Annotated in this window: 22 protein-coding genes; 12 read left to right on the forward strand and 10 right to left on the reverse strand. The window is 63.7% G+C overall.

The genetic code is table 11. The annotated features are described in order from the left end of the window. Window positions 1–291 precede the first annotated feature (291 nt). Both ABIC32_RS07325 and ABIC32_RS07330 read left to right on the forward strand, forming a co-directional pair. Window positions 292–1917 (forward strand): flavin-containing monooxygenase, encoded by a 1626-nt coding sequence (locus tag ABIC32_RS07325; protein ID WP_354073529.1) that lies wholly within the window; start codon window positions 292–294, stop codon window positions 1915–1917. Next, complete coding sequence (locus tag ABIC32_RS07330; protein WP_354073531.1) at window positions 1904–2818, forward strand: alpha/beta hydrolase; 915 nt, start codon at window positions 1904–1906, stop codon at window positions 2816–2818. Before ABIC32_RS07325 ends, ABIC32_RS07330 begins: the two co-directional genes overlap by 14 nt. Here ABIC32_RS07330 and ABIC32_RS07335 read toward each other — a convergent pair. The 5 genes from ABIC32_RS07335 to ABIC32_RS07355 are packed head-to-tail and all read right to left on the reverse strand — an operon-like array spanning window position 2805 to window position 6238. Beyond that, on the reverse strand, window positions 2805–3590 hold the full coding sequence (locus tag ABIC32_RS07335; RefSeq protein WP_354073533.1) for an enoyl-CoA hydratase/isomerase family protein: 786 nt from the start codon (window positions 3588–3590) through the stop codon (window positions 2805–2807). The two genes, ABIC32_RS07330 and ABIC32_RS07335, sit on opposite strands and share 14 nt — an antisense overlap. Continuing rightward, window positions 3587–4777: a lipid-transfer protein gene (locus tag ABIC32_RS07340; protein WP_354073535.1), complete on the reverse strand. Its 1191-nt coding sequence runs from the start codon at window positions 4775–4777 to the stop codon at window positions 3587–3589. Before ABIC32_RS07340 ends, ABIC32_RS07335 begins: the two co-directional genes overlap by 4 nt. Continuing rightward, on the reverse strand, window positions 4774–5205 hold the full coding sequence (locus ABIC32_RS07345; protein ID WP_354073537.1) for a Zn-ribbon domain-containing OB-fold protein: 432 nt from the start codon (window positions 5203–5205) through the stop codon (window positions 4774–4776). Before ABIC32_RS07345 ends, ABIC32_RS07340 begins: the two co-directional genes overlap by 4 nt. A 10-nt stretch (window positions 5206–5215) precedes the next feature. Further along, on the reverse strand, window positions 5216–5764 hold the full coding sequence (locus tag ABIC32_RS07350; protein ID WP_199061034.1) for a MaoC family dehydratase: 549 nt from the start codon (window positions 5762–5764) through the stop codon (window positions 5216–5218). A 27-nt stretch (window positions 5765–5791) separates the two neighbouring features. Then, window positions 5792–6238, reverse strand: a complete 447-nt coding sequence (locus tag ABIC32_RS07355; protein ID WP_199061035.1) for a MaoC family dehydratase — start codon at window positions 6236–6238, stop codon at window positions 5792–5794. Between the two features lie 224 nt (window positions 6239–6462). Between ABIC32_RS07355 and ABIC32_RS07360 the strand changes: the two genes are divergently transcribed. Genes ABIC32_RS07360 through ABIC32_RS07380 form a run of 5 tightly spaced genes read left to right on the forward strand, consistent with a single transcriptional unit; the run spans window position 6463 to window position 13513 of the window. Continuing rightward, the gene (locus ABIC32_RS07360) at window positions 6463–8943 is read left to right on the forward strand and encodes a TonB-dependent receptor (protein WP_354073540.1); all 2481 of its coding nucleotides are present in this window, start codon (window positions 6463–6465) and stop codon (window positions 8941–8943) included. Then, entirely contained in the window at window positions 8943–10316 is a 1374-nt protein-coding gene (locus tag ABIC32_RS07365; RefSeq protein ID WP_354073542.1) for a spinster family MFS transporter, read from the forward strand. The genes ABIC32_RS07360 and ABIC32_RS07365 overlap by 1 nt, the downstream gene beginning before the upstream one ends. Before the next feature lie 43 nt (window positions 10317–10359). Further along, on the forward strand, window positions 10360–12051 hold the full coding sequence (locus ABIC32_RS07370) for a class I adenylate-forming enzyme family protein (protein ID WP_354073544.1): 1692 nt from the start codon (window positions 10360–10362) through the stop codon (window positions 12049–12051). Then, a complete protein-coding gene (gene fabG, locus ABIC32_RS07375) occupies window positions 12048–12806 on the forward strand; it encodes a 3-oxoacyl-ACP reductase FabG (protein ID WP_354073546.1) in 759 nt (252 codons plus the stop codon). Before ABIC32_RS07370 ends, fabG begins: the two co-directional genes overlap by 4 nt. A 47-nt stretch (window positions 12807–12853) precedes the next feature. Beyond that, the gene (locus tag ABIC32_RS07380; protein WP_354073548.1) at window positions 12854–13513 is read left to right on the forward strand and encodes a TetR/AcrR family transcriptional regulator; all 660 of its coding nucleotides are present in this window, start codon (window positions 12854–12856) and stop codon (window positions 13511–13513) included. A gap of 241 nt (window positions 13514–13754) precedes the next feature. Here ABIC32_RS07380 and ABIC32_RS07385 read toward each other — a convergent pair whose 3' ends face one another. Genes ABIC32_RS07385 through ABIC32_RS07395 form a run of 3 tightly spaced genes read right to left on the reverse strand, consistent with a single transcriptional unit; the run spans window position 13755 to window position 17533 of the window. Beyond that, window positions 13755–14474, reverse strand: a complete 720-nt coding sequence (locus ABIC32_RS07385) for a competence protein CoiA family protein (protein ID WP_354073550.1) — start codon at window positions 14472–14474, stop codon at window positions 13755–13757. 51 nt (window positions 14475–14525) lie between these two features. Beyond that, the gene (locus tag ABIC32_RS07390; RefSeq protein WP_354073552.1) at window positions 14526–16802 is read right to left on the reverse strand and encodes an AAA family ATPase; all 2277 of its coding nucleotides are present in this window, start codon (window positions 16800–16802) and stop codon (window positions 14526–14528) included. Then, on the reverse strand, window positions 16775–17533 hold the full coding sequence (locus tag ABIC32_RS07395) for a helix-turn-helix domain-containing protein (protein ID WP_354073554.1): 759 nt from the start codon (window positions 17531–17533) through the stop codon (window positions 16775–16777). The genes ABIC32_RS07390 and ABIC32_RS07395 overlap by 28 nt, the downstream gene beginning before the upstream one ends. Window positions 17534–18343: 810 nt before the next feature. Here ABIC32_RS07395 and ABIC32_RS07400 point away from each other — a divergent pair. Continuing rightward, window positions 18344–19309 carry a hypothetical protein gene (locus tag ABIC32_RS07400; RefSeq protein WP_354073556.1) on the forward strand — a complete coding sequence of 322 codons (966 nt, stop codon included), beginning with the start codon at window positions 18344–18346 and terminating at the stop codon, window positions 19307–19309. Beyond that, window positions 19306–20022, forward strand: a complete 717-nt coding sequence (locus ABIC32_RS07405) for a DUF6602 domain-containing protein (protein WP_354073558.1) — start codon at window positions 19306–19308, stop codon at window positions 20020–20022. The genes ABIC32_RS07400 and ABIC32_RS07405 overlap by 4 nt, the downstream gene beginning before the upstream one ends. Window positions 20023–20189: 167 nt before the next feature. Here the strand turns inward: ABIC32_RS07405 and ABIC32_RS07410 are convergent, their stop codons facing one another. Beyond that, window positions 20190–21251 carry a site-specific integrase gene (locus ABIC32_RS07410; RefSeq protein WP_354073560.1) on the reverse strand — a complete coding sequence of 354 codons (1062 nt, stop codon included), beginning with the start codon at window positions 21249–21251 and terminating at the stop codon, window positions 20190–20192. A 112-nt stretch (window positions 21252–21363) separates the two neighbouring features. Here ABIC32_RS07410 and dusA point away from each other — a divergent pair, with 112 nt between their 5' ends. The 3 genes from dusA (at window position 21364) to ABIC32_RS07425 (ending at window position 23869) form a co-directional block, all read left to right on the forward strand. Further along, window positions 21364–22395, forward strand: coding sequence for a tRNA dihydrouridine(20/20a) synthase DusA (gene dusA / locus ABIC32_RS07415; protein ID WP_354073562.1), 1032 nt, complete (start codon window positions 21364–21366; stop codon window positions 22393–22395). A gap of 61 nt (window positions 22396–22456) precedes the next feature. After that, window positions 22457–23125, forward strand: coding sequence for a hypothetical protein (locus tag ABIC32_RS07420; protein ID WP_354073564.1), 669 nt, complete (start codon window positions 22457–22459; stop codon window positions 23123–23125). A 186-nt stretch (window positions 23126–23311) separates the two neighbouring features. Continuing rightward, the gene (locus ABIC32_RS07425) at window positions 23312–23869 is read left to right on the forward strand and encodes a 3D domain-containing protein (RefSeq protein WP_039244236.1); all 558 of its coding nucleotides are present in this window, start codon (window positions 23312–23314) and stop codon (window positions 23867–23869) included. Window positions 23870–23943: 74 nt separating this feature from the next. On the opposite strand, the gene ABIC32_RS07430 is transcribed toward ABIC32_RS07425, so the two are convergent. Beyond that, window positions 23944–24834: a hypothetical protein gene (locus ABIC32_RS07430; RefSeq protein WP_354073566.1), complete on the reverse strand. Its 891-nt coding sequence runs from the start codon at window positions 24832–24834 to the stop codon at window positions 23944–23946. Window position 24835: the final 1 nt, after the last annotated feature.

Raw genomic sequence — 24835 nt, forward strand, 5'->3', positions numbered from 1 at the left:
CGGACCTTCGATGAACGGGAGCGGCATAGGGGCGAACCGCCCAGCATGTTCACCAACATGGCTTTGACTGCGGCGCAGGCCAGCTCTCCTGCCCGCCCGACGGAGCGGCTTTGCAGATCGAGGCATCCTATCAAACGCGGCACCGCGCTTTGCGTATCGCCGCCCAAGCCGAGTGGGCGCAGGTCATTGCGCCAGCGGGTTCTGTTCTGATGCAATTCAGCCCGCGCTCTCGTCAACACCATCGTTGACGAGAGCGCGGGGCCGTGGCAACTCTTCGTCAGGGAGAGCCTCATGGTTGAAGACGTTTGCATCGACATCCTCGTGATCGGAGCCGGCCTGGCCGGGCTGCGGGCGTTGCACACCTTCCGGGCTCAAGGGTTTTCGGTGCAAGTGCTGGAAGCCTCGGACGAAGTCGGCGGCGTCTGGAACTTCAACCGCTATCCCGGAGCGCGCTGCGACGTCGAGAGCTTCGACTATTCCTACCGCTTCTCCGAAGCGCTGGAGCAGGAATGGCGCTGGAGCGAGCGATACGCGAAGCAGCCGGAAATCCTGCGCTACATCCACCATGTCGCCGACCGTTTTGATCTGCGCCGCGACATCAGCCTGAACACACGCGTGCGGCGCGCTGTGTTTGACCCGGCGAGCAGCCGCTGGCGAATCGAGGCGGAAGACGGCCGCGGCTGGTCGGCCCAACGCCTTGTCGTGGCCGTCGGCCAGCTGTCGGCGCCGAAGGCCACGACCTATCCGGGACAGGACGCCTTCGCCGGCCAAGTCCTGTACAGCGCGCGCTGGCCGCGCGAGCCCGTGGCCTTGGATGGCAAGCGCGTGGGGATCATCGGCACGGGGTCGTCAGGCGTGCAGATGACGCCGATCATCGCGGCCCAGGCCAAGCATCTGACAGTGTTCCAGCGGACGGCGAACTATTCGATCCCCGCCGCCAACGCTCCTGTTTCGGACGAGGAGGATGCGGCGGTGAAGGCGAATTACCGGGCCCGCCGCGAGGCGGCGCGAAACTCGCCCAGCGGTCTGGGGTTCGCCCCCGATCCGCGATCTGCCGCCGAGGTCGACCCCGAAGAGCGGGAGCGCGCGTTCGAGGCCGCCTGGAACCGGCTGGGATTCGGCTTCGCCCTGACCTTCAAGGACATTTTGCTGAACCAGGCCGCCAACGACATCGCCTCGGCCTTCGTTCAGCGCAAGATCGGCGAACAGATCGAGGATCCGGCGCTGCGCGACAAGTTGGTGCCCAAGGGCTTTCCCTTCGGAACGCGCCGTCCCTCGGTCGACGGAGGGTACTTCGCCACCTTCAATCGATCCAATGTGTCTTTGGTTGATATCAGCGAGACGCCGATCGAGCGCTTTACCCCGACCGGTCTTCGCACCACGGCCGAGGAGGTGCCGCTCGACGTGGTCATCTACGCCACCGGTTTCGATGTGTTCACCGGATCGATCCTGAAAATGGAGATCGAGGGCCGCGACGGTCAGACGCTGAAGGACGCCTGGGTCGGCGGTCCGGTCAGCTACCTGGGCATCGGCGTCCACGGCTTCCCCAACCTGTTTTTCATCGGTGGTCCCGGCAGCCCGTCGCTGCTTAGCAATGTCATCCTGTCCAGCGAGGAACAGATCGACTGGCTCGCGGCCCTGTTCGATACCGCGCGACAACACGGTGTCGCAGAGATCGAAGCGACCAACGCCGCCCAGTCCGACTGGGTGGATCACGTCAACGCCCGCGCTCGAGAAACGCTCTACATGAAGACGCCCTCCTACTACGTCGGGGCCGAGATGCCGGGCAAACCGAGGGTGTTCATGCCCTATTCCGGAGGCGTCCGGGGCTATCGTCGCATCCTCGAAAAGGCGGCGGCCAACGGCTATGACGGATTTGACCTCCGGGTCGGAGAGGCGCTGCGTGCAGCCTTCTGACGGCTCGCTGGATCCCGATCTCGCGCGGTGGCTCGAGGACCCGCGGGTGGCGCTGCGAGTCCCCGCAGATCTTGCGATCTTCCGGAACGGCGCGAACGGATACCTGTCCCGAGCGCCAAAACCGGAGATCCGGACGGTTGAAGACCATCAGATCGCCGGCCCCGGCGGGCGTCTCTCCCTGCGGCTCTACCGGCCGACGGGAGACGCGGACACCGCCATCGTGGTCTTCCTGCACGGAGGCGCCTTCGTCTTCGGCGACCTGGACACCCACGACGCCCTCTGTCGGCGCGTGGCCCGGCGCAGCGGCCTGACCGTCGTCGCGGTCGACTACCGCCTGGCCCCCGAGTCCCCCTGCCCCGCCGCCATTGACGACGCGTTCGCGGCCGTCGTTTGGGTCCGGTCCCGCTTCCCCGACCGCCCCGTGGCGCTGGCCGGCGACAGCGCTGGAGGCTGGCTGGCCATCACAGTCGCCGCTCGTCTCGCGGGTCTCGAACAGCCCGTGAAGGCCTTGGGTCTTCTCTATCCGGCGGTCGACCCGCGTTGCTCCAGCGGCTCCCAGAAAGCGTTCGGGCGCGGCCATATGCTGACGCGCGACTTCATGGCCTGGGCCTGGCGCGCATTTGCGACCGAGGGCATGCCCGATCTTACGAAAGCCGATCTGTCCGGTCTGCCGCCAAGCGTGGTGATCACTGCCGGGTTTGACCCTCTGCGGGACGAAGGCTACGCCTTGATCGATCGGGCGCGCGCGGCGGGCGTTCACGTCGTCGCCCACCATTATCCGGACATGATCCATGGGTTCGCGGGTCTGCCCCAAGGCAGCCGACGCAGCGACGAGGCGCTTGATCGTCTGTCGGAGGGGCTAGTCTCAGCCCTGATCGAAGGGGTGCTCAGAGGCGGCTGAAATCCGCCCCGCGTCGGGCGACGAAGGCCGCAATCCCCTCCTGCCCCTCCGGTCCGGCGATGGCTTTGGCGATGTCTCGGGCCTCGCGTTCCAGCTGCGTTTCTAGCCCGTTGGACAAGGACTGGTGCAGCAGCGCCCGCGTGTGCGCAAAGGCCTGTCGCGGTCCCTCTGCGAGCGACCTGGCCAGGGCCAGGGCTTCGTCCTTCAAGGTCGCGTCATCGACCACGGCGGAGATGAGGCCGATCCGCTCGGCTTCGTCCGCGTCGATGCGCTCGCCTGTCAGCGCCAATCGCTGCGCCTGGCGAAGTCCGACCAGGCGCGGCAGAAGCCAGGTCGCGCCGCCGTCCGGCGTCAAGCCGATCGCGCCATAGGCCATGGCGAACTTCGCCGACCTGGCCGCCAGGGCGACATCGCCAAGGATGGCCAATCCGAAACCGGCTCCGGCCGCTGCCCCGTTGATCGCGGTCACCAGGGGCTTGTCCATGCGGCCCAGCCGCGCGATCGCCGTATGCAAGGACGCCGTGAGGGTCTCCACGAGCGCAGACGCTGCGGCGCCCGCTGCGGCGAAGGCTTTGACGTCGCCCCCGACGCAGAACGCGCGTCCCTGTCCCGTCAGCAATAGCGCCCGCACCGCATCATCCGCCGCGCAGGCTAGAACGGCGCGGCGGAGGCTGTCCGCCATATCCAGATCGATGGCGTTGCCGCTTTCGGGACGCGAGAGGGTCAGGACCGCAACGCGACCCAGAACCTCCACGTGAACGGCTTCGGTCATCGCTTCAGGACGATGGACGCGCCATTGGCCCCCAAGCCCAGGACGGCCGACATCGCGATGCGGGCACCTTCGACCTGGCGCTCGCCGGCCCGGCCCTGCAGCTGCCACGCCAGCTCGCAAACCTGCATCAAGGCCTGGGCCGTCGTCGCCTCGCCGAACGACAGGAAGCCCCCGCTGGGATTGACCGGCAGGCTCCCTCCCAGGCTCATATCGCCAGACAGCAATCGCGCATCGGCCTCCCCCGGTTCGAAGAAGCCGAACAGTTCGGGCCAGGCCAAAATGTGCCAGGCGGTGTTGTCGGCGATCTCGACCAGGTCGATGTCGCCGGCGCCGATCCCCGACCGTTCCCACGCCTTGTGGACGGCCGAGACGACCTCGCTGGTGTGCGCCACGCCAGGGCGCGGGGTCGAACCGACAGTGGGGATGCGCGCGGCGGGGTCGCCGAACCGGCCGGTGGCGATGGCGCTGGCGGCGACCTGGATCATCGGTCCTCCTGTGCGGCGTGCCTGATCCTCCGACCCCAGGATGACTGCGGCTGCGCCGTCACTGACCGCGCAGATTTCAAGCAGGTGCAAGGGGTCGCTGACCATGGGCGAACTCAGGACGTCATCGACGGTCGACGGCGTCCGGAACCGGGCGTAGGGGTTCAGGGCCCCATGGCGGCGCATGACGACCGCGGCGGCGGCATAGGTTTCAGGGGTTGTGCCGTGATCGTGCATACGGCGACGGGCTTCCATCGCCCAATAGGCGGGATTCGTGCCCCCCATGGTTTTCCAGCGCAGGAAGTCATGATCCGCTGGATCGTCCGCAGAGCCGGGCGGACGCGGGATGAACCCCTTTGGCATCCGTTCCGCCCCCATGGCCGCTACGGCGTCGTATTGGCCGCTGGCGATCAGCATATGGGCGGTGTGGAATGCGACGCCCCCTGCGGCGCAGGCGCCGCCGACATTGATGCAAGCCAGACCGTGCTCGGAGACGGCCTGCGTCAATTCATTGGCGTGCAGTCCCCACCCCATTCCGCCCTCGAACCGCGAACTGGCGGCGACCAACCCCTGCAGATCTCGCCACGCCAGCGACGCCTCGCCGAGCGCCGCTTTCAGGGCATGAATGGCCAGTTCGACCTGGCTCGTCTCCGGCCATTTGCCCCAGGGGTGAGCGCCGACGCCCAACACATAGACCGGCCTCACGCGACGGCTCCGTCGTCGACGACGAAACCATGGGTGACAACTGCGCTCCCGGCGCCGTCGTTCATCACCAGGGTCGAAAGACGAAGCGGCATGCCGATCTGAATATTCTCCTGCGGCGCAGCGACCACGCCCATGATCCGCAGGCCGTCCTCGACATCCACCAGCCCCAGCGCATAGGGCCGCCAGGGCTCCATCGGAAACAGCGCGGGCGGCCTGTAGCGTTGGATCGTAAAGCTGTAGAGGCGTCCGCGTCCGGCAATTCGCGTCGGGACGACATGTTTGCCGTCGCACGCGGGGTTCCGGCAGCTTGCCACGCGCGGATAGTACAGCGTCGCGCAATCAGTGCAGCGGGAGCCCAGCAAAGCCGGCAGGGCCTGGTCCAGCGCCAAGGCCTCGGCGACGACAGCGGTGATGGCGGGGTCCGTCATGAGCAGCCGGTCACAGCGAGAGGATGTCACGGGTTTCACGGAAGTAGAGGAGACCGCTGCTGACGTCGGTGACCTCGACCGCGTGGCGCACATAACGCCGCCCCCGTTTCTCGAACTTCTCAATCGCCCGGGTCGTAATCCGGACGGTGGCGCCGACCGGGATGGGCTCCAGGATCTCGGAGTCATGATAGGTGTGGATCGAGCCGATCGAGAACGGCCGCGTGGCGTCGAATTGAACCGACAGCACGAAGTGCGAGACCAGCAAGGGCGGAACGATGGCGCCGCCGAAAGGCGATTGACCCTCGATGTGCCAGCTGTTCATTCGCCAGCCCTCGTACCAGGGATTGAAGTCTTCGACGCCGTCCAGATAGAGGATCACCAGCTCGGCCGAGAGGTGAAGATCGCGCGACAGTTCATCTCCGATCTCGACCATATCCCAATAGGGTCGCGCTTCCGACGCCAGGCCGTCGATGAACGCGCGGGTCTGTCGCGCCTGAAGGGGGCTCATAGGCTTGAGCGCATCGGTGGCCGGGCGGTGAGATGGGTTTTGGGGCGTCATGGCTTCATTCCCTTGCACGAGGCGCGATCAGACGCCGACATCGACTTCGACCCAGCCGGCCGTCTTCTTCTCGCCCGCTTCGTTCTCGGCCCAGACATCGACGATGAAGCGGAAGCCGCCGCCCTTGGGCTGCTTCTCGCGCACGATGCCGTGGGTTGAGATGATCTCGTCGGCGAAGGTTGAGGCGACATATTTGAGGACGACGCGCGAGCCCCGGAAGAAGGCCGCTCCGAAATGATTGACGCACATTTCGGCGATGTAGGCCGATGACATCTCACCCGTCTGGATCGGGGCCTTGAGACCCGTTTCTGCGGCGTAGACCGGGTCCCAATGGTTCGGGTTGAAACGACCCCAAAGACGCGAACCCATCAACTGGATCGCGGCCTTCTTGCGCAGGCTCTGCAGTTGATAGCCGACCGGCGTGGTCGGCGAAATCTCCAGATCCTGCGGTAGCGATGCCCCAGCGCCATCCATGGCTTACTCCTAGTCCCATCTCCACGACAGGCACGGCCGTCGCGGGGGCGACGGTCGCAATACGCGACCGTCTGCAGCCCCTTGACCTCACTATCAACGCGGTCGTTGATTTCTGTCAACACTGGTATTGACAGATCGTCGGCCAGCGGTCTTCCTGAGTGGGTCGCAAGGTCTCGCATAAGACGAGCGGATGGCGGCAGGGATTGGAAAGTCAGGGGAGAGCCATGGCTGTATCTACGAAATCGCTGCTGATGGCGGGTAGCGCCGCAGCCTTGCTGCTGGTCGCGTCGAGACCGGCGTTTGCGCAATCAGCCGAAACAGAAGGCGCCGCGGCGCAGACCGAGGCGACGGCAGTCGACGACATCGTCGTTACCGCCCGACGCCGCTCAGAAACGCTGATCAGCGTTCCCGTTGTCGTAAACGTGGTGACGGCCGAAACGCTGGAGCGGAACCGCGCGGACGACCTGTCTCGCATCGGCGAGCTGACGCCCACTGTCGTGGTCGGCGCCTATAAGTCCAACGGCGGCGGATCAATCGCCATTCGCGGCATCAGCTCCCCGGCCAATCAGACCGGCTTTGAACAGGCCGTGTCGGTCGCGATCGACGGCGTCCAGACCAGTGACGGCCGGATCACTCAGATGGGATTCTTCGACCTCCAGCAGGTCGAGGTCTTGAAAGGACCCCAAGCGCTGTTCTTCGGAAAGAACAGTCCGGCAGGCGTCATCTCCATCAAATCCGCCGACCCGACCGACCAGTTCGAGGCGGGCTTGCGCGCCGGTTACGAATTCGACGGCGACGAGACCACGATCGACGGCTACGTCTCCGGCCCTCTGGCGGCGGGCCTCAACGCCCGTCTAGCGCTCCGCTATCGCAACCTTGACGGCTGGCTGACCAACACTGCCCAGCCGATTGCAAATCCGTTCTACACCGCCGCGTCAGGAGCTCCGGCCGGCGCCGCGACGCTGCCGGGCGTCTCGGACAGCCGTCCCGGCGACGAGGAGTTTCTCGGCCGCTTGACCCTCACGGCTGAGATCGCTCCGACCATCACCGGCCGACTAAAACTGTTCATGGGCCACAATGAGGATGCGGGGCCCGGCGTCGCCACCCAGAACATCGGATCCTGCACCGGCGGCTCTAATCCGAGGGTGTATGGCATCGCCGACCCCTTTGCGGACTGCGTTGCGGACAATCGCACGACCAGCGGCGACCTTCCCGATTCGATCGCGCGCACCATGCGGGGGTATCGCGGCGACAACAAAGCCTACGGCGAGCTGGACGTCTTTACCGGCGTTGTGGACTTCGACTGGGCCTTGACCGACGCGCTGAACCTGTCGTCGACGACCGGCTATAACTCGACGCAATACGAGTTCCTGTCGGGCCTGGACCAGACGACCTATTCGCAGCTCGCCTTCTACAATCGACAGACCAACCAAGAGATCAGCCAGGAGTTCCGGCTGACCAGCGACTATGCCGGACCTCTGAACTTCATGCTGGGGGCGTTCTTCCAGGTCACCGATCTGTTCACGACGAACGACACCAAGCTGCGCGACAGCAACTATCAGGCCGCGTCCGGCCGGTTCTCGACCTATGAGGACTATGCCAAGCAGAGTGGCGAGACCCAGTCGGTCTTCGGCCAGCTGGTCTATGATCTGACGGACAAGATCGAGATCGCGGGCGGGGTGCGGTGGACCCGAGAGCAGAAGGACTTCGCCAAGCGCAACCTCTACGGCATCGGCACCTTCGCCACCCAGAACACGACCTATGCGGGCTCCTCGACCATCGGTGAAATCCAAGGCCGTTTCGAGGACGAGAACATCTCGCCGGAGGCGACGATTACCTGGCGTCCGGACAGCAACCACACCTTCTTCCTCGCCTACAAGACGGGCTACAAATCCGGAGGGTTCGGGCTGACCAGCCCGTTCCAAACGACGACCGTGATCGGCGACATCGACTTCAGTCCGGAGTCGGCCAGCGGCTTCGAGGCCGGAGCCAAGGGACTCTTCGCCGATGGGCGCATCCGGGCCAATGTCGCGGCCTTCGCCTACAGGTTCGAAGACCTTCAGGTGAACACCTACGATCCGTCGCGCATCGCCTACACGATCAACAACGCCGGGGAGGTTCAACAGCGCGGGGTCGAGGCCGACGGAACATGGCAGGCGACGGACGGCCTGCAACTGCGGGGCGCGATCGCCTATGTCGATGCGCAGTTCAAGGACTTCGTGGGCCAGTGCTATTCCTACGCCTTCCCGACCGGGACGGTTCGGGCGACAGCCGTGGCGCCGGCGAACTGTTCGTTCGTCAATGCGACGGCCCTTACGCTGCAGCAGGACTTCGAAGGCCGAGCGCCTGCGCGCGCACCGCAGTGGTCGGGCAGCGCCGGCTTCACCTATGAGACCCAGATTGCGGGCTTCGGCGTGGCGGTGACCGGCGACGGCTTCTACAGCGACAGCTACTACGCCTCGGAGACCATGGCCCCGGCGACGCTCCAGGAGGCCTTCTGGCGCTACAATGCCGGTATCACCGTGACCTCGCCGGACGGCCGCTATTCGGCCCAACTGATCGGCCGCAACCTGTCCGACGAGAACTATATTCTTTACGCGGCGGACCGAACGGGCGGGAACAGCGTGCCCGGCGCAATCGGGGAGCAGCGCGGCGTTGTCGCGCGGGGCCGCGAGGTGGCCTTGCAGTTCTCGGCCAAGTTCTGATGGCGGACACCGCCCAGGCCGCCGGATCGAAGGATCCGGCGGCGTCCTCTTCGAGGATTCCGCCTGCGTCCGGCTACGCCTGGTATACGGTCGCCGTTCTGACCGTTTGCTACACCCTGTCCTTCATCGACCGACAAATCCTCAGCCTGCTCGTCGGCCCGATCAAGGCCGAGTTCGCAGTGTCGGACACCCAGATCGGCCTACTGGGCGGATTGGCCTTCTCCTTATTCTATACGATCGTCAGCTTGCCGGCGGGACGCCTGGTCGACCGGCTGAACCGCCGCAACATCATCGCCGCTGGGGTATTCTTCTGGAGCCTGATGACCGCAGCCTGTTCCGTGGCCATGGGCTATCCGGGGCTGTTCCTCGCCCGCATGGGCGTGGGTGTCGGCGAAGCGACCCTGGCGCCTGCCGCCGTCTCCATGATCTCCGACACCTTCCCAAACGAAAAACTGGGCGCCGCGATGAGTCTGTATGGCGTCGGCATCTATCTGGGGTCCGGGTTGGCTCTTCTGGTCGGCGGGCTTGTGGTCCAACTGGTCACCCAGACCGCGACCCTGACGCTGCCGGTCTTCGGCGAGGTCGCCTCCTGGCGCGCCACCTTTTTGGTCACCGGCATCCCCGGCCTATTGGTCGCCCTTTGGGTCCTAACCCTGCGCGAGCCGGCCCGTCGCAAGACCCTTGTGGCCGCCGACGGCGCGGTCGCGCGTCTCACGGTTCGCGAGACCGTCGCGGAAATCGCAAAGCGCCGCGTTGCGGTGGCCTCGATCGCCCTGGGCCTGATGTTCCAGGCCGTCGCCCTCTACGCCTTCATGCTGTGGTCGCCAGGCGTGCTGCAACGGTCCTTCGACTGGACGCCGCAGCAGACCGGCCTGGTCATGGGCTTGGTCGTACTCCTGGGCGGAAGCTTCGGTATGCTCATGGGCGGACGCCTCAGCGACAGCGGCCTGGTGGCCGGTCGTCGCGACGCCGCGCTCCGCATCGCAACCTTCAGCTCCATCCTTGGCGCCCTCGCCTTCGCTGTCTTGATCTGGGCCCAGGGCGCTTCGGACGCCGCCACGGTCGGGGTCTTCGCGGTCGGGGTCGTCCTTCTCGCTATGCCGGCAGGCAGCTGCTACGCAGCCTCGCAGATGGTCTTGCCTAACCAGGTTCGCGGTCAGGCCCTGGCGCTGATCCTGTTCGTCGCCAACCTGGGCGGGTTGACCATGGGTCCCCTCTTGCCCGGACTGCTCAATGACTACGTCTTTCAGTCCGAGACGGCCCTAGGGCTCTCACTGGGCATAACCCTGTCGGCTTCGACGCTGCTGGCCGCCCTCGCCTTTGCCTGGGGCCGGCGCGACTATCGCAAACACCATGAGCTGCTGAACCCCTGACCCTGGCTTTAGAGCGTCCAAGAACCCGATCATGGCTGCCAGCTTGCCCCCTCTCTCCGTCGCCGAACGTCAGGCCGCCACGGCGCAGGCCTTCGATCCGTGGCGACCGCGCACCCTGTACGACATGCTCGTCCATGCGGCGGAGCGGCATCCCGATCGTCCCTATCTGATCACCGACGCTCAGACCTGGTCCTACCGTCAGATGGCCGACTGGGCCGCGTCGGTCGCCGGCGGTCTGGTCGCCGCCGGGGTTCGGCCGGGCGACCATGTCGCCCTGGTCATGGCCAACTATCCCGCCTTCGCCGCCCTCAAGTTCGCAATCGCAGCCGTCGGCGCCGTCGCCGTCCCGGTGAATATCCTGAATCGCCGGGACGAACTGGCCTATGTGTTGCGTCAGTCTCGCGCCATCATGGTGGTTGCCATGGATCGCTTCCGCGACCTCGACTACCTCGGCATGCTGGATGAGATCGCGCCCGGGTGGGAGACCCGTGGGGGCGGCGCGGCCCTGCCCGATCTGCGCACGGTCGTCGTCTTCAAAGCCGAGGGCGACGGGCGCGCCGGAGCGACCACGTTCGGCGCCCTCGAGGGCGACGCCGGCGCGTTGCCCCGGGTCGACCCGACCGCCCCTGCAGACATCATCTACACCTCGGGAACGACCGGCGCGCCCAAGGGCGTTGTCCTGACCCACGACATGCTGCTGCGCGCCGCCTTCGGCAGCGCTTATGCCCGGGCCTTCGAGGACGGGCGCCGCATCCACTTCAGCCTGCCGATGAACCACGTCTACGGCTATGTGGAAGGGCTTCTGGCGGTGCTGTTCGCAGGCGGCGCGATCGTTCCTGATTTGAAATTCGATCCGCGCGCGACGCTGCGGGCGGTCGAGCGTCACAACGTCACCGATCTTCTGCTGATCCCAACGATGACCCTGGCCGTGCTCGACGCCCTCGTTGACACGCCGGTCGATACAACATCTCTGAGGGGCATGCTCTCGTCCGGGGGCCGCACGCCGCCGGGATTGTGGGATCGTATTCTTGCGACCTTCCACGGCATCGAGATCACGACCGGCTACGGCATGAGCGAATGTACGGCCTCCACGACCGTGACACGGCCGGACGACCCGACCGACCGGCTCCGTACGACCAATGGCCGCCTGCGCGACGTCGGGCCGGCGGGCGATCCGGCCATCGGACATCGCCTTGTCGATTACCGTGTCGTCGATCCGCAGACAGGTGCGGTTCTGGCGCCCGGCGACGTCGGGGAGCTGATGGCCAAGGGTCCCGGCGTAACCGCCGGCTATTATGATAAGCCCGAAGCCACGGACGAGGCGTTCGATGCCGACGGCTGGCTGCACACCGGCGATCTGGGCCGCATCGATGCTGAGGGCTATCTGAGCCTGGTTGGACGCGTGAAGGAAAGCTATCGCTGCGGCGGTGAGCAGGTCACGCCCTCTGAAATCGAAGACGTGCTCATGATCCATCCGTCGGTGCTTCAGGCCCATGTCGCGCCGGTGCCGGATGACCGGATGGGCGAGATCGGCGTAGCCTTCGTCGTCGTCCGCCCCGGGCATGCGCTGGACCCTCAGGCGCTGATCGACTGGTGCGCGGCGCGTCTGGCGCGCTTCAAGGTTCCCCGCCACATCCTGCCCATCGACGCGGCGGACGTCCCGCTTACGGCTTCGGGGCGACCTCGCAAATTTCTCCTTTCGCGCATGGCGATCGAACGTCTGGACCTGTCATGACCCAACCGGCACGCGTCGCCCTAGTCACCGGAGCCGCGCGCGGGATCGGCGCCGCGATCGCCGAACGGCTGGCCGCGGACGGTTGTGATATCGCGGTGATGGATCTGGACCCGGTGGCGTGCGCGGACACTGTTGCGCGTATCGAGGCGCTGGGGCGTCGGGCCGTCGCCGTGGCCGTCGACGTCGCCGACGAGGCTTCTGTCCAGACCGCCGTCATCGCGGCCGAAGCCGCGCTGGGGCCGCCCTCCGTGCTCGTCAACAATGCGGGGGTCCTGCGTGAGAAAACCCTGCCCAAGATGACGCTCAACGATTGGCAGGTGGTCCAGGACGTGAACCTGAGAGGGGCCTTTCTGATGTGCCGCGCGGTTCAACCGGCGATGCGTCGCCTTGGACATGGCCGCATCGTCAACCTAGCCAGCATCGCTGCGCTGGGCGCCTATGGGCAGGCCAACTACGCCGCGGCCAAGGCGGGGCTGATCGGCCTGACCAAGACCCTGGCCCTGGAGATGGGCAAGTCGGGCATCACCGCCAATGTCGTCGCGCCAGGCTTCGTCGTGACCCCGATGACCGCCGCCGTCGCCGAGCGGCTCGGCGTGACCTTCGAGGCGATGATCGCAGATGTCGTACGCGATATCCCAGCGGGCCGTCCGGGTCAGCCCGAGGACATCGCCAACGCCGTCGCCTTCTTCGCCGACGCCCGATCGGGCTTCATATCGGGTCAGGTTCTGTTCGTGGCCGGCGGACCGCGCGGCTGATTGAGTCTCTTGGTCTTTGGCCGCTCGCTCGCTAATCAGGTGCCAGAATGAGCCCCACCAGCGACAAGACCAGCGGCATCGGCAAACGGCGCAAGGCGGCGAAGGAAGAGAGTTCCGGCGCCTACAGACGACGTCGGCGCGAAATCGCGGAGGCGGCCGTCCGTGTGTTCGACCGTTTGGGCCTACAAGGCGCCAGCATCAGCGCAGTCGCGACCGAACTCGGCATCGACCGAGCCTCGGTCTATTACTATATCTCATCCAAGGAGGAGCTGTTCGACGAGGTCCTGCGCGCCGTGGCCGAACGCAACTCCCAGATCGCCACCGACATCGCCGCCAGCGCCCTGCCCGCTCCCGAGAAGCTGGGGAACCTGATCGTGTCGATCATGGAATCCTACGGGGAGCACTATCCGCTCCTCTTCATCTACATCCGCGAGAACCTCGGTCGTGTGTCCGACGCCCGTTCGAAATGGTCTTCGGACATGCGGCAGGTCAACCGGGTCATCGAGAACGCCTTCATTTCGATCATTGAGGAAGGTTATGCCGACGGCACGCTGCGCGACGTCGGGCCATCGCGCGTCGTGGCCTATGGCATGCTGGGGGTCGTGGGCTGGACCCATCGTTGGTTCCGTCCTGACACTTCGCCTCAGAGCGCGCGCGAGATCGGCGAAACTTACGCCAATATGATGATTTCCGGCATGCGATCCTGATCCCCTGCAGGCCTTCGGAAAGTCGTGACGCAAGTATCGAAAGCGTTCACCCCATCTGGCGGTCATTTCATAGTCTCGTGGTTCGCCAGGCTTCATCGCTATGACGCTAAAAGTGACCTTCAACGCGTTTGGAATGTACCGAAAGCGAGCAGTGACCCTGCATTGGTGGTTTCAGCAGCGTCCCCGGAGATGTCGGCATTGCGCCAGAGGCGGTCATCCACTGAGGCCAGAAACACGACACTCAGCCATTTGGTCGAAGCGTGGAAAAGTCCCGCTGTTTCACGGCCTGCATGAACTGCTCGTGCGTCAGAACGCACAAAGCGAACTCGCCCTTTTTGAATGGGCCGCCCAGCCGCAGCGAAACAGATTCGCTCGCGAGATAAAAAACGTGGCCTTGGTAGTCGAAGAAGACGTGCGCTTTGGCGCGTTTCCATTTTTCAATGAACTGCTTACTCCTGCCCATCCATCGCATGACCCCATAGGTGTGGCCCTCCAGCACGACGGGCCTCGAGCCGAAATCTAGCGAGAACCCGAAGCTGTAGCCGTTGAAGTTGGCCTCGCTGTGAATGTGCACGAGCCAAAACATTCGATGTGCTTGCTGGTAAAAGTTCTCCCTCGATCTCTGTTCGTCTGCCGAAATCGACGAGTGCTGAAGTTCTAATACCGTCGCTTGAGGCGTGCCCGCCCCACAAAGAACATCAGCGCGATGGCGCTCACCTGTTAGGGCGTCCACGAGCCCGATCTCACGACACTCTAGATCGAACTGCTCCTTCCATCCGAGGTGCCAAGGGCCTTCCGGCTCACTCCAAGAGTCGCAATCGCCCGCCTTGTGTCGCCAGTGACGGACATTTTCGACTGGCACGACGGATGTCAGCAGGCCGCCGCAGTCTCGGCAGGTCGTTCGCTCACCCTTCGACAAGGGCGGCCGGCTCACACCATCAACCCAAGCGTAGAGCATCACGCCTCGCACCCGGGCTCGGGTCATATAGCCGCTGTCGATGAGAGCACTTCATCACGCAGCCAATTTCTCCAGGCCTTGGAAGTGCGCGGGCGCCACCGCAGCGATCATGTCGAGGAGATGCTTCACGTTCTTCTGGCTCTCCGCGACAATTGCCGGGTCGATCCCCTTTCCTGTGCGATGGGATTGATCGTTGGTAAATTTGTAGATTGCCGTCTTCTTGTTTTCGTCGAAGTCTATTTCTTCGAGTTGCTCATACGGCGAGCCGTTTGATGGAGCATGGAATTCCAAGAAAGTTTCTAGCACTTTCCGGGCCACGTTGGGGATGTGGTAGCAAGCCGCGACCGTTCCATCGGATTTGAACGTGTAGAGCGTCTTGAAAAGGAAATGGTACTCCGTCGGGTGATCGACGAGAGTTTGATCCATTGCTCTTATCACAGCAGCTCGCTCGTCCTGCGTTTCGGAACAAACGATCATGTAGAAGCTGGATAGCTTCTTCATTTTGTTTTTGTTCATCCAGTTCAAAAGCAGTTTCAGGAACTCGAAATTGTGAGTCAGGAGAAAGACCTGCTTAGCGTCCTTGACTGCATTCTTGAGGTTGGCGAACGCCTGATAGATTGCGGATGAGTCCAGGCTGGAAATCGGATCGTCGATGACGACGATGCCCTCGTTGAGATCGAACTCGTGATCGCCGAGCTGGACGATAAAGTAGAGGAACGCGATCGCGGTCTTCTCACCCTCACTCAATCGCTTCGCTGGCTTTGTGCGACGCAACACGCGGTAGCCTTCGTCAACGGACTCAAAGGCGAGATCGGTTCTACCAAGGAAGCTCGTGAGCCGTTCAGTCATCTCTTGGCCGCCCGCGTGTGCGTTCGTGACCTTTGCCCGCTTCTCTTTGATCGAAGCTGCCAGCGCTTCCATGCCGCGCTGGTCTTCCAAATCTGCCGCGCCGTCTGTGAGCTTCGCTATTTCCTGCTTTTGGGCTTCGATCTGACGATCGAACTCCTCGACCTGTTCAACAATCTCAGCGAGGTAGTGCCTCGCGAGGACAGTGCGCGCCGCCTCCTTGGCCTTGTCGAACTGCGCCGTCTTTTCGTTGTGCCGTGTGATTATCCCCGCGATGGCAGTGACGGTTTCACTCAAGGCTGCGCCGTACGTTTCGACGGGCTTGCTGTAGGAAACTGATCGCTGCGTCTGCTTTTCATCCAACTCGCTGTTCAACTGGTTGATGGCGGCCAAGCTCTGAGCCTTTGCCTCATCGAAGTCTGCGCAAGCGTGCTCGAAATCAGGCCACAACTCGGAATAGAGACCATGCTTGCCGGGCTGTGTGGCGCTCTCAAGCGCGGACTTGAGCGCTTCACCTCGACGTCTGGCTGCGTCGATTTCTGATTTGAGTTCTTGATCGGCAGCCCCGAAATGCTCTGCAAGATCGGTGAGGCGCTGAGGCGGAATAGTCTGCTCGCAAAACTCGCAAGTTCCAGATTCATGCGCTTGGTGAAGCTGAAAGCCCTCCTCAACCCATCGCGAAATGTCTGGATTTTCGGTCAGGCGAGACAGCGCTCCCGCCTGCGCTGTCTTTAATGTGAGGCGTGACACTTCATCGGCGTACGCTTCAAGGGCCTGCCGGAAATCTGTCGGCTCACTGCCAGGTTGGGCATTAGAAACACAAACTTCAAACCCAGCGAGCTGCTCTGCCTGCTCCTGCTGAAGCGTGACACGGTGAACTTTGAGTTCTTCCTCTGAATAGGTCTGGAGAGGCCGTAGATTGACGAAGTCCTTTTCCGCATCCGGCTTTCGATAGCCTCGCAGGGTTGCGCCACTGGTCGCTTCACCGATTGTCTTGGCCACTGCTGAGAAGGTTTTGCCCCTATCACTCGCCAGCTTTTCGCTGGCTTTGGCAGCCTTCTCGATGGCGACCTCGCGCGCTGTGAAAGTGGCTTGTTCGACCAGAACCTCGGCGGCCAAGGCTTTGTTGTCTGCACCCACAATCAGAATGTGCCGGATCGGTCCCTCAAAACGCCCGATGTTGGCTTCCACATAATCGGCGTTGAAAACCCTAAGCTTCCTCTGGCACTTCTGGCCTTGGGTAAGATTGCCGGTCTCGGTCACAGCGTTGAATTGCAACGCCGGATAATCGGCGTGAGCTCCATCGTTCATCGCTGAGAACAAGCGTGAGAGCGTGGTCTTCCCCGACCCGTTCTCGCCGTAGATCAGATTAAAGCGGTTGAAATCCTTAAGGTCGCTGGCTGCTGTGAAGTCGCCGAACACGCCAAGGTTTTTGATTTTCTTGATCGAGGTGAGCATCAGTCGGCGCGCCTTTTCGTCTTCCATCCCTCCAGAAGCCAGGGCTGGCCGTTATCGACATCGATCTCCATCGAAACCTCGCCGTACTCACCCGGCGGGCCGAAGGCCAAAGCGAGCCGATATTTCAGCTCGTAGGGCTCATCCTTAGGTGCCTCGGTGAAGCGCTCCGGCAACCGGCGAAGCTGGTGGATGTAATACAGCCAGACGTCGTTGCCTTTGAGCATGACCAGAAGCTGTCGCAGTTTTCGGCGCGTCGCTATTTCATCTGCTGGATCAGCTACGGCAAGCCAGTCTCTCTTTGTCCAAGTCAGAGGAGAAAGCAGTCGAGTGAGCTCTTCGACATAGGAGCTTGTCTCGTCCGTGAGAGCGGTGCCGATAAATACGGTGAGGTCGTCAGAACGTTTTGCGTCCTCGAATAGCTGGCCTTCATCCATCGTGGCATATGCGAAGTCGCGTTCGAACCTCGGGATAAGACGGTCCTTCCCAAGGTCCAGGAGAACATCGGAGACTTCTATGGATGCAGGCGGAACCAACCTCGGCGCGTCGATTGCGTACGCAATGTCCTCACGACTGACGCCAAGGTACTCCGCGATCCGCTCTAACAATTGAATCGAAATAGCGGCGTTGTCGTTTTCGATCGACCTCAACGAACGTTCGGCTATGCCGATGGCGTGCGACATTCCTTTTTGGAGCGAGCCTTTCTCAAGCTGCTCCCTTAGCTCTTTTACCAACTTGCCGTTTGGCGTGATCTTCTTCATGCTGAACCCTCGTCCTTCATGCGCAAAATGGCACGTGCAAGGGCGATACGGTCGGCACGCGACCGGCAAATAAACGGCAAGCAAATGCTCACTGGTTGCAGGTGGCTTCTCACCAGACCACAACGCTTAGTCGCATCTGCTCTCAATCGGCCACGCATTGGCTCCCCTACCGCGGGGCGCTATCCCGGCGCTATCTCTCTCCGCTCAAGCTTCAGCTTAAACCAGTGCGTGTATGATTGGTAGCGCCAACCATCGCCCGTGACACCACTGCTTTTCAGCCGGGTCTGTGGATAGGAATACGGTCCCCCAGCCTTTTCCGCCCAGTTACCCAGTGCGGGTCGTGGGCCACGAACTGCGAGCGCGAGGCATCTATGCCGGTATATCCTTTGCGAACGCGGCGGCCGAAACTGTATTCGTGCTCAAGGCGGAGCTTGCGAGCCTGCAAGGGCCAAATCCGCGCTTTCAGCTCGAGACCTGCGCAGTGCCGAAAGGCGGACATTCCGAACCGCCGCAATGAGTCAGAAGCGGACGTTGACGCTGACGTCCACTGCAATTTCCGCTTCTGACTCTCAGCGGACCTTTGGCAGGTCCGCTCTCCGGCGCGCAAGTCCGAGTCCTACCCGCGAAGCGCGACCTGACTCTTAGCTTCAGATCGTAATGTCCGCTTTGGGCGCGGAGAGTCCGCTACGGCCGCGGCTCAAGCGCTAACCGATCTACATATTGTGACACTAAGAACGTGACCCACAGCATCTTGAAAATCTGGTAGGCTTTACCAGATTTCGAGCGGTGCCATATTTAGGCGGGGTCAGAGTGCCGAACCACGATCCGTCCTTGTTTGCCAGGAACTCAGGCCTCGGGAGCTTGAGCGGTAACCGCCTGCTCGGCGTCGGTGGCTTCAGCGCGGTGAACGGGCTGCTAGGCGGCCTCGAGTCCAGTGCCTTCCCGCCGCCTGCGCCTGAGCCGTCCTTGGCTGCGATCCTCGCCGCTCTTGCGCCGGCGCCGCCGCCTATCAACCACGCCGACCGTTATCTGCGCGCCATCCTGCAGCGCGAGGCGGTAGACACCTCACCGTCGTCGCCGCTGCGCTTGGTCCAGAAGACCCTGTGGCCCATCATCTGGGCATGGGCCAATGGCCATCTCCTCAGCGTGACGCCCAGCGGCTCCTTCGCCAAGGGCACCGCCAACCGGAGCGGGACGGACATCGACCTCTTCATCTCCGTCTCACCGGACATCGGCGAGACCTTGCGCCAAGTATACGACAAGCTCGAGCGCGCCCTGCAGAACGCCGGCTATGTCACGCGTCGCCAGAACGTCTCGATCAACATCACCGTCGGCGGCCAGTCGGTGGACCTCGTACCAGCCAAACGCCAGAACCTCTTCATGGAGGATCACAGCCTCTACCGCCGCAAGGCCGACAGCTGGACCAAGACCAACGTCGCCACCCACGCGCAGCTCGTCTCGACTTCAGGGCGGACGGAAGAAATCCGCATCCTGAAGCTATGGCGCGACCAGCTTGGGCTGGACTGGTCCTCCTTCTATCTGGAGCTGACCGTACTGCGCGCGCTGAGCTATGGCTCGGCCTATGGCGACCTCGCCGCGAACGTCTCCAGGGTGTTCGACTTCTTGCGCGACAATTTCGTCGACGCGCGCATCGTCGATCCCGCCAACACCAACAACCTAGTTTCCGACGACCTGACCCAGGCGGGGAAGCAGCGCGTCAGCACCGCTGGCGGCCGTGCGCGGGCGATCCAGTATTGGCGCGATATAGTCAGATGACGGACTGGTCGCTGCCGACCCTCTTCGAAGGAGTGCATGAAAAGGTGCACGCCGAACTCGATCTGGCGCGCCGTGCACTTGCGCATCCCACGACCAAGGGCGACGCCAGCGAGGACGTCTGGCTCCACCTTCTAAATACCTACCTGCCGCGCCGATACCGGGCTGCGAAGGCCCATGTCGTCGACAGCAACAACGCCTTCAGCCTGCAGCTCGACGTCGTGATCTATGACGAACTCTACACCCCGCCGGTCTTCGCTATGGGCGCGGTCAAGGTGATCCCGGCTGAGAGCGTCTATGCCGTATTCGAAGCCAAGCAGACGGCCAATGCGGCTAACCTCCGTCAGGCTCACGAGAAGGCCGCCAGCGTCCGCAAGCTGCACCGCACGAGCGCGCCGATCGTCAACGGCGGCGTGGTGACGCCCGGCCGAAAGCCCCAACCGATCCTGGCCGGCGTTCTAACCCTAGAAAGCAACTGGACCCCGGCGTTCGGCAGTCCTTTGCGGAAAGCGCTGCTTGCGGTCGACGCCGACAGCCAGCTTGATATGGGCTGCTTCGCCGCCGCCGTCTTTTTCGTGCGTGACGGCGACACAATCAGCGCCAATGAACAGAGAAAGGCGGCCACGGCGTTTCTCTTTGAACTCATCGCTCGCCTGCAAGCGCTCGGCACGGTGCCGGCGCTCGATGCCCGCGCCTATGCGCGCTGGCTGGCCTGATCGCACCTGGCTGAGCCGAGTTTGCCGATCGGAGATGTCTTCGCACCCTGGCCCTACGAGGAGCGGTCGGCTGGCATGTCCGGTCCCGCCGCGTGCCTGCCGCGCCGGATTCGGCGGCGGCGTGGAACTTCGGTTTGTTGGCGGCGAGCCAATGGCTGCATCTGGCGCTAAGCAGCCATGCTCGCAGCGACCCTATGCAAACTTTCCGGACGCAAGTGCGTATAGCGTCGGAGCATTTTCCAGTCCCTGTGGCCCGTAATGAGCGCGACTTGCGGGATCTGAAAGCCCGCCTCGAAAAGACGGCTGGTCCCCTCATGACGCAAGTCGTGGAAGTGCAGATCGACTATGCCTAAATTTCTGCACGCACGGCTGAACGCTGTTCCAGCCGATCGGTGGTTGAACGGGAAGATGCGCATGTCGGAGTTAACCCGCGCCGGGCGCTGTTCCTCAATAATCGCGACTGGATCGAACCCCGAGATCGAAAGCAGAGGAATGCGCTGATCATTCCCCGACTTCTCACGCGGGTCCTTGCGGTCGCGTATGGTGAGCATCTTTGTCCGGACTGCAAAGTCGTCCCAAACCACTCGGAAGATTTCCTCCTGGCGCATGGCTGTGGCGATCGCGAACCGGATTACCGCCGCCATTGGAATGATTTGGCGCGGGTTCGCCTCAAAGTGCGCGATCAGACGCTCAATCTCTTCGTCTGTCGGGCGGCGGTCGCGTTCGACGCCTTTTCCGACCAGTCCAAGCCGCTTAAGAGCTATCCGCGCTAGATTAACCGCCTCTACTGGGACGGAGAGCCCATGCACCGCGGCGGCGTGAGTGAGCACAAGCTTTATAGCGCCGATGTCGATGCTGAGCGTCATGGGGCCGGCTCCCCCGGCTGCGCGCTTGCGGCCGAAGTCGATGAACAGCTGTCGGTCGAGTTCGCCTATCTTTTTCTTACCCAAGCTGGATTTGAGTGATCTCAACGTCGCCGCCTTAGACCGGCGAGGTGCTTTGCCGACGGATTTCATGTCGTCGATGTGCAGATCGACAAGCTCTCCGAACGTTCGGAGACCGGCGGCGCGCGATGGCGACGGGGTCTCACCCCGGTCGATTTTAGCCTCCGCCGCAGTTGCCCAACGCCGCGCGTCATCGCGCTTAAGGAAGGTCTCGCTGACGTAGCGGCCCTTCCTCCTGACCTGGACCCGCCATGAGCCTGACGAGAGTTTCGAGTACGTCGCCATTTCGTGTGCGCTCTGTGTGCACTGAGCTGTCGAAAAATCAGAAAAAACGTCGCGCGACGTCGTGCTAAAGAGTGCACACGCTGCGTCCGTGTGCACTGATATTGCTAGAATAATGTTGAAAAATCAAGAGCGTAGGCTATCCGTAGCCCCCATGATGGACTGGACCGATCGGCATTGCCGGGCGTTTCACAGGGCGTTGACGAGCCGGGCCTTGCTCTACACCGAGATGGTGACGGCGCCGGCGGTGTTGCATGGGGATCGCGAGCGGTTGCTGGGGTTCGATGCGCTGGAGCATCCGGTGGCCTTGCAGCTGGGCGGGTCGGATCCGGCGCAGTTGGCCGAGGCCGCCAAGGTCGGCGAGGCGTTCGGCTATGACGAGATCAATCTGAACGTCGGCTGCCCGTCGGACCGGGTGCAGTCGGGTCGGTTCGGCGCCTGCCTGATGCGCGAGCCGGAGTTGGTGGCCGACTGTATGGCGGCGATCAAGGAGGCCGTCAGCGTGCCCGCCACCGTCAAATGCCGCATCGGCGTGGACGATCAGGATCCGGTCGTCAGCCTGTTCGCCACGGTGGACGCCTGCGCCGCCGTCGGGATCGAGGTCTTCGTCGTCCATGCGCGCAAGGCCTGGCTGAAGGGTCTGTCGCCCAAGGAGAACCGCGACGTGCCGCCGCTGGACTATGATCTGGTGCGCCGGCTGAAGCGCGAGCGGCCGCATCTGAGCATCTCGATCAATGGCGGCATCGCCTCGATGGATGCGGCCGAGGCGCATCTGGCCGAGATCGACGGGGTCAAGCTGGACGGGGTCATGCTGGGCCGCGCCGCCTATCACGAGCCGGCCATTCTGGGTCAGGCGGATCGTCGCCTGTATGGCGAGCCGGTCGAGGACACCGACGCCTTCGCCGCGCTGGCGCGCTATCGCCCCTATATGGCGGCGCGTCTGGCCGAAGGCGTGGCCCTGCCTGCCATGGCGCGGCATATGCTGGGCCTGATGCACGGCCGGCCGGGCGCGCGGGCGTTCCGTCGCATTTTGACGGTGGAGGCGATCAAGCCCGGCGCGGGCCTTGAGGTGCTGGACCGCGCGGCGGAGGCCGTGCGCGAGGCTGAGGCGAGGCGCGACACGGCGCCCGGCGACTGGGCGGCGTAACCCAATCTTCAGAGCCGGCCGGCAAGGTTAAGAGAACCCTGCCGTTTCGGACCTGCACGCCATGAAGACCCTGCTGATCGCCGCCGTCATCGCGACCGCCCTGCCCGCCACCTCGGCCCTGGCGCAGGCTGACGGCCGGTTCGCCCTCGGCGCCCAGGTCGGCACGCCGGGCGCGGGCCTTCAGGCCCAGTTCGCGCTGAGCCCGGTGGTGGTGCTGCGCGGCGGCTATGACATGCTGAAATGGGATCGGGACCAGACCTACAAGGGCATCGATTACGACGCCAAGATCGACTTCAAGTCGCCGGGCGCCTTTGTCGATCTGCATCCGTTCCGCAACGGCTTTCTGATCTCGGGCGGGGCCTATTTCGGTGATCGCAGGGTCGATCTGGACGCCACGCCCACCGGCAACGTCAACGTCGGCGGCGCGACCTTCACCCCGGCCCAGGTCGGGACGTTGACCGGCCGCATCGACCTGGAGAGCACCGCGCCGTTCGTCGGCCTGGGTTATGACAACACCTTCACGCGCGGCGGCAGGCTGGGCTTCCGCCTTCTTGCCGGCGCGGCCTTTGGCGATGCGCCGCAAGTGAATCTGGACGCCCGCGGCGGGACCTTGTCGAACGATCCCACCTTCCGTGCGCGTCTGGATCAAGAAGAGCGTGAAATCCAGGCCGAGGCCGATGATTACAAGGTCCTGCCGGTGATTCAGGCAGGCTTAAACTTCAAGTTCTGACGCCCGAGGGCGTCGTTGCCGAGCGCGAAGGCTGGGGATAAATAGGTTATGGAAAACAAGGCATTAACCTAGAAACAAATCGTAACAGACAGCGCCAAGGCGGGTTTCGCCACTTTCTCGCCACAGGTTAACGCGACAAGGCCAGCGCCGGCGGCGTTGGGAGCCGGTGTCTCCTGAGCGAAACTCATGATCGGCGCCTCCGCTGCTATCGCCATGCTTTGGGCTGCCGTATCGTCTGTGACGAGCGGGCCTGTCCCCTACAATGACGTCGTAGCGGCGGATCAAGTCAGGACTGAAACCCCTGCCGCCATCGTCGGTTCCGATGAAGTCGAGACCGCCCTGAACGCCGAACAGGCCGAGCTGATGGCCTCCGATCCCGACTGGCGCGCGTCGGCGCGCCTCTATCACGCAGGCGGCGGCGGCGCGACGGGCAACGATTCGCTGGGTTGCCGTCCAATCGCCATGCGCACCGTCGCGGTCGATCCCCGCGTGATCCCGCGCCGCACCAAGCTGTTCATCCGCGAAACGGTCGGCATGCGCCTGGCCGACGGTTCGATTCACGACGGCTACTGGTACGCCTCCGACACCGGCGGCGCGATCAAGGGCCAAAAGATCGACCTCTATACCGGCACAGGTCGCGGCTCGATGAACCAGGCGCAGCGCCTGAACATGCGCACCCTGACCATCGTGGACGCCGGCGATTTCGACGGCTGCCCCCCGGCTTGGACCACCGCTTCCAACTGATCCGGCCGATCATGAAAAACGCCGGCTGACCGCGACGGTCAGCCGGCGTTTTCGTGTTTGAAGCCTTGCGCCGATCAGTCCAGCTCGGACACTTCCAGCGTCGACTGCACCATCGAGCCGTTATAGGTGCCAACCCAGATGTCGTAGCGGCCGCTCTGCGGATTGGTGATCGTCACCTTCGGATCGACGCCGCCCGCGCCGTCGTCGTCGCAGTAGAAGCGGCCGTTTGGCGTATTGATCAGCAGGGTCGTGTCTTCCGATGCGCGAACGCGGAAGGTCAGATCGGCGTCGCCCGGCTCGAAGAAGATCTGGATGTCGGGGGCCGAGCTGACCGAACCCTCGCAGCCCGCCTTGGCGGCCGAGGCGGGCGAGGAGCCGCCGGCCAGGATCGACTTGGTCCAGGGGTCGGGCGTGAAGCCGCCGCGCAGATTGGCCGTGCCGTAGTTGGGCTCAAGATCGATGTTGGGCGCCGCGCCCGCCGTCGTGTCGGCGCCGCCCAGTTCGCTGATCTGCAGCGTCGACTGGACCATGTTGTCGTTATAGGTGCCCAGCCAGATGTCGTAGCGACCGCTCTCGGGATTGGAGATGGTCACCATCGGGTCCAGGTCGCCGCCGCTGTCGTCGTCGCAGTACCAGCGGCCGCCGGGGCTGTTGACCAGCAGCGTCGTGTCCTCGCTGGCGACCGCCTTGATGGTCAGGTCCAGATCGCCGGCTTCGAAGTTCAGTTGCAGATCGGGCGCGGCGCTGACCTTGCCCTCGCAGCCCGACTGCGCCGCCGAGGCGGCGATCGAACCGCCCGCCAGGATGGACTTGGTCCAGGGATCGGGCGTGAAGCCGGTCTCCAGCCGCACCGAGCCGTAGTTGGGGTCCAGGGTGAAGTCGGGCTTGGCCCCGCTCTTCTGCGCCAGGCTGACGCCAGGGGCGAGCAGCACGGACGCAGCGGCGATGACGGCGATGGATTTCATG

The organism is Brevundimonas sp. 1080, from assembly GCF_040545985.1.
In the GTDB taxonomy this organism is placed as follows: Bacteria; Pseudomonadota; Alphaproteobacteria; order Caulobacterales; family Caulobacteraceae; genus Brevundimonas.

Bases quoted from the DNA above. Each gene is read 5' to 3' on its own strand.
- fabG (WP_354073546.1), top strand. From the start codon at position 12,048: ATGACCCAACCGGCACGCGTCGCCCTAGTCACCGGAGCCGCGCGCGGG.
- ABIC32_RS07430 (WP_354073566.1), bottom strand. From the start codon at position 24,834: ATGAAATCCATCGCCGTCATCGCCGCTGCGTCCGTGCTGCTCGCCCCT.
- ABIC32_RS07410 (WP_354073560.1), bottom strand. From the start codon at position 21,251: ATGGCGACGTACTCGAAACTCTCGTCAGGCTCATGGCGGGTCCAGGTC.
- ABIC32_RS07365 (WP_354073542.1), top strand. From the start codon at position 8,943: ATGGCGGACACCGCCCAGGCCGCCGGATCGAAGGATCCGGCGGCGTCC.
- dusA (WP_354073562.1), top strand. From the start codon at position 21,364: ATGTTGAAAAATCAAGAGCGTAGGCTATCCGTAGCCCCCATGATGGAC.
- ABIC32_RS07335 (WP_354073533.1), bottom strand. From the start codon at position 3,590: ATGACCGAAGCCGTTCACGTGGAGGTTCTGGGTCGCGTTGCGGTCCTG.
- ABIC32_RS07360 (WP_354073540.1), top strand. From the start codon at position 6,463: ATGGCTGTATCTACGAAATCGCTGCTGATGGCGGGTAGCGCCGCAGCC.
- ABIC32_RS07380 (WP_354073548.1), top strand. From the start codon at position 12,854: ATGAGCCCCACCAGCGACAAGACCAGCGGCATCGGCAAACGGCGCAAG.
- ABIC32_RS07350 (WP_199061034.1), bottom strand. From the start codon at position 5,764: ATGACGCCCCAAAACCCATCTCACCGCCCGGCCACCGATGCGCTCAAG.
- ABIC32_RS07420 (WP_354073564.1), top strand. From the start codon at position 22,457: ATGAAGACCCTGCTGATCGCCGCCGTCATCGCGACCGCCCTGCCCGCC.
- ABIC32_RS07395 (WP_354073554.1), bottom strand. From the start codon at position 17,533: ATGAAGAAGATCACGCCAAACGGCAAGTTGGTAAAAGAGCTAAGGGAG.
- ABIC32_RS07425 (WP_039244236.1), top strand. From the start codon at position 23,312: ATGATCGGCGCCTCCGCTGCTATCGCCATGCTTTGGGCTGCCGTATCG.
- ABIC32_RS07325 (WP_354073529.1), top strand. From the start codon at position 292: ATGGTTGAAGACGTTTGCATCGACATCCTCGTGATCGGAGCCGGCCTG.
- ABIC32_RS07345 (WP_354073537.1), bottom strand. From the start codon at position 5,205: ATGACGGACCCCGCCATCACCGCTGTCGTCGCCGAGGCCTTGGCGCTG.
- ABIC32_RS07405 (WP_354073558.1), top strand. From the start codon at position 19,306: ATGACGGACTGGTCGCTGCCGACCCTCTTCGAAGGAGTGCATGAAAAG.
- ABIC32_RS07390 (WP_354073552.1), bottom strand. From the start codon at position 16,802: ATGGAAGACGAAAAGGCGCGCCGACTGATGCTCACCTCGATCAAGAAA.
- ABIC32_RS07355 (WP_199061035.1), bottom strand. From the start codon at position 6,238: ATGGATGGCGCTGGGGCATCGCTACCGCAGGATCTGGAGATTTCGCCG.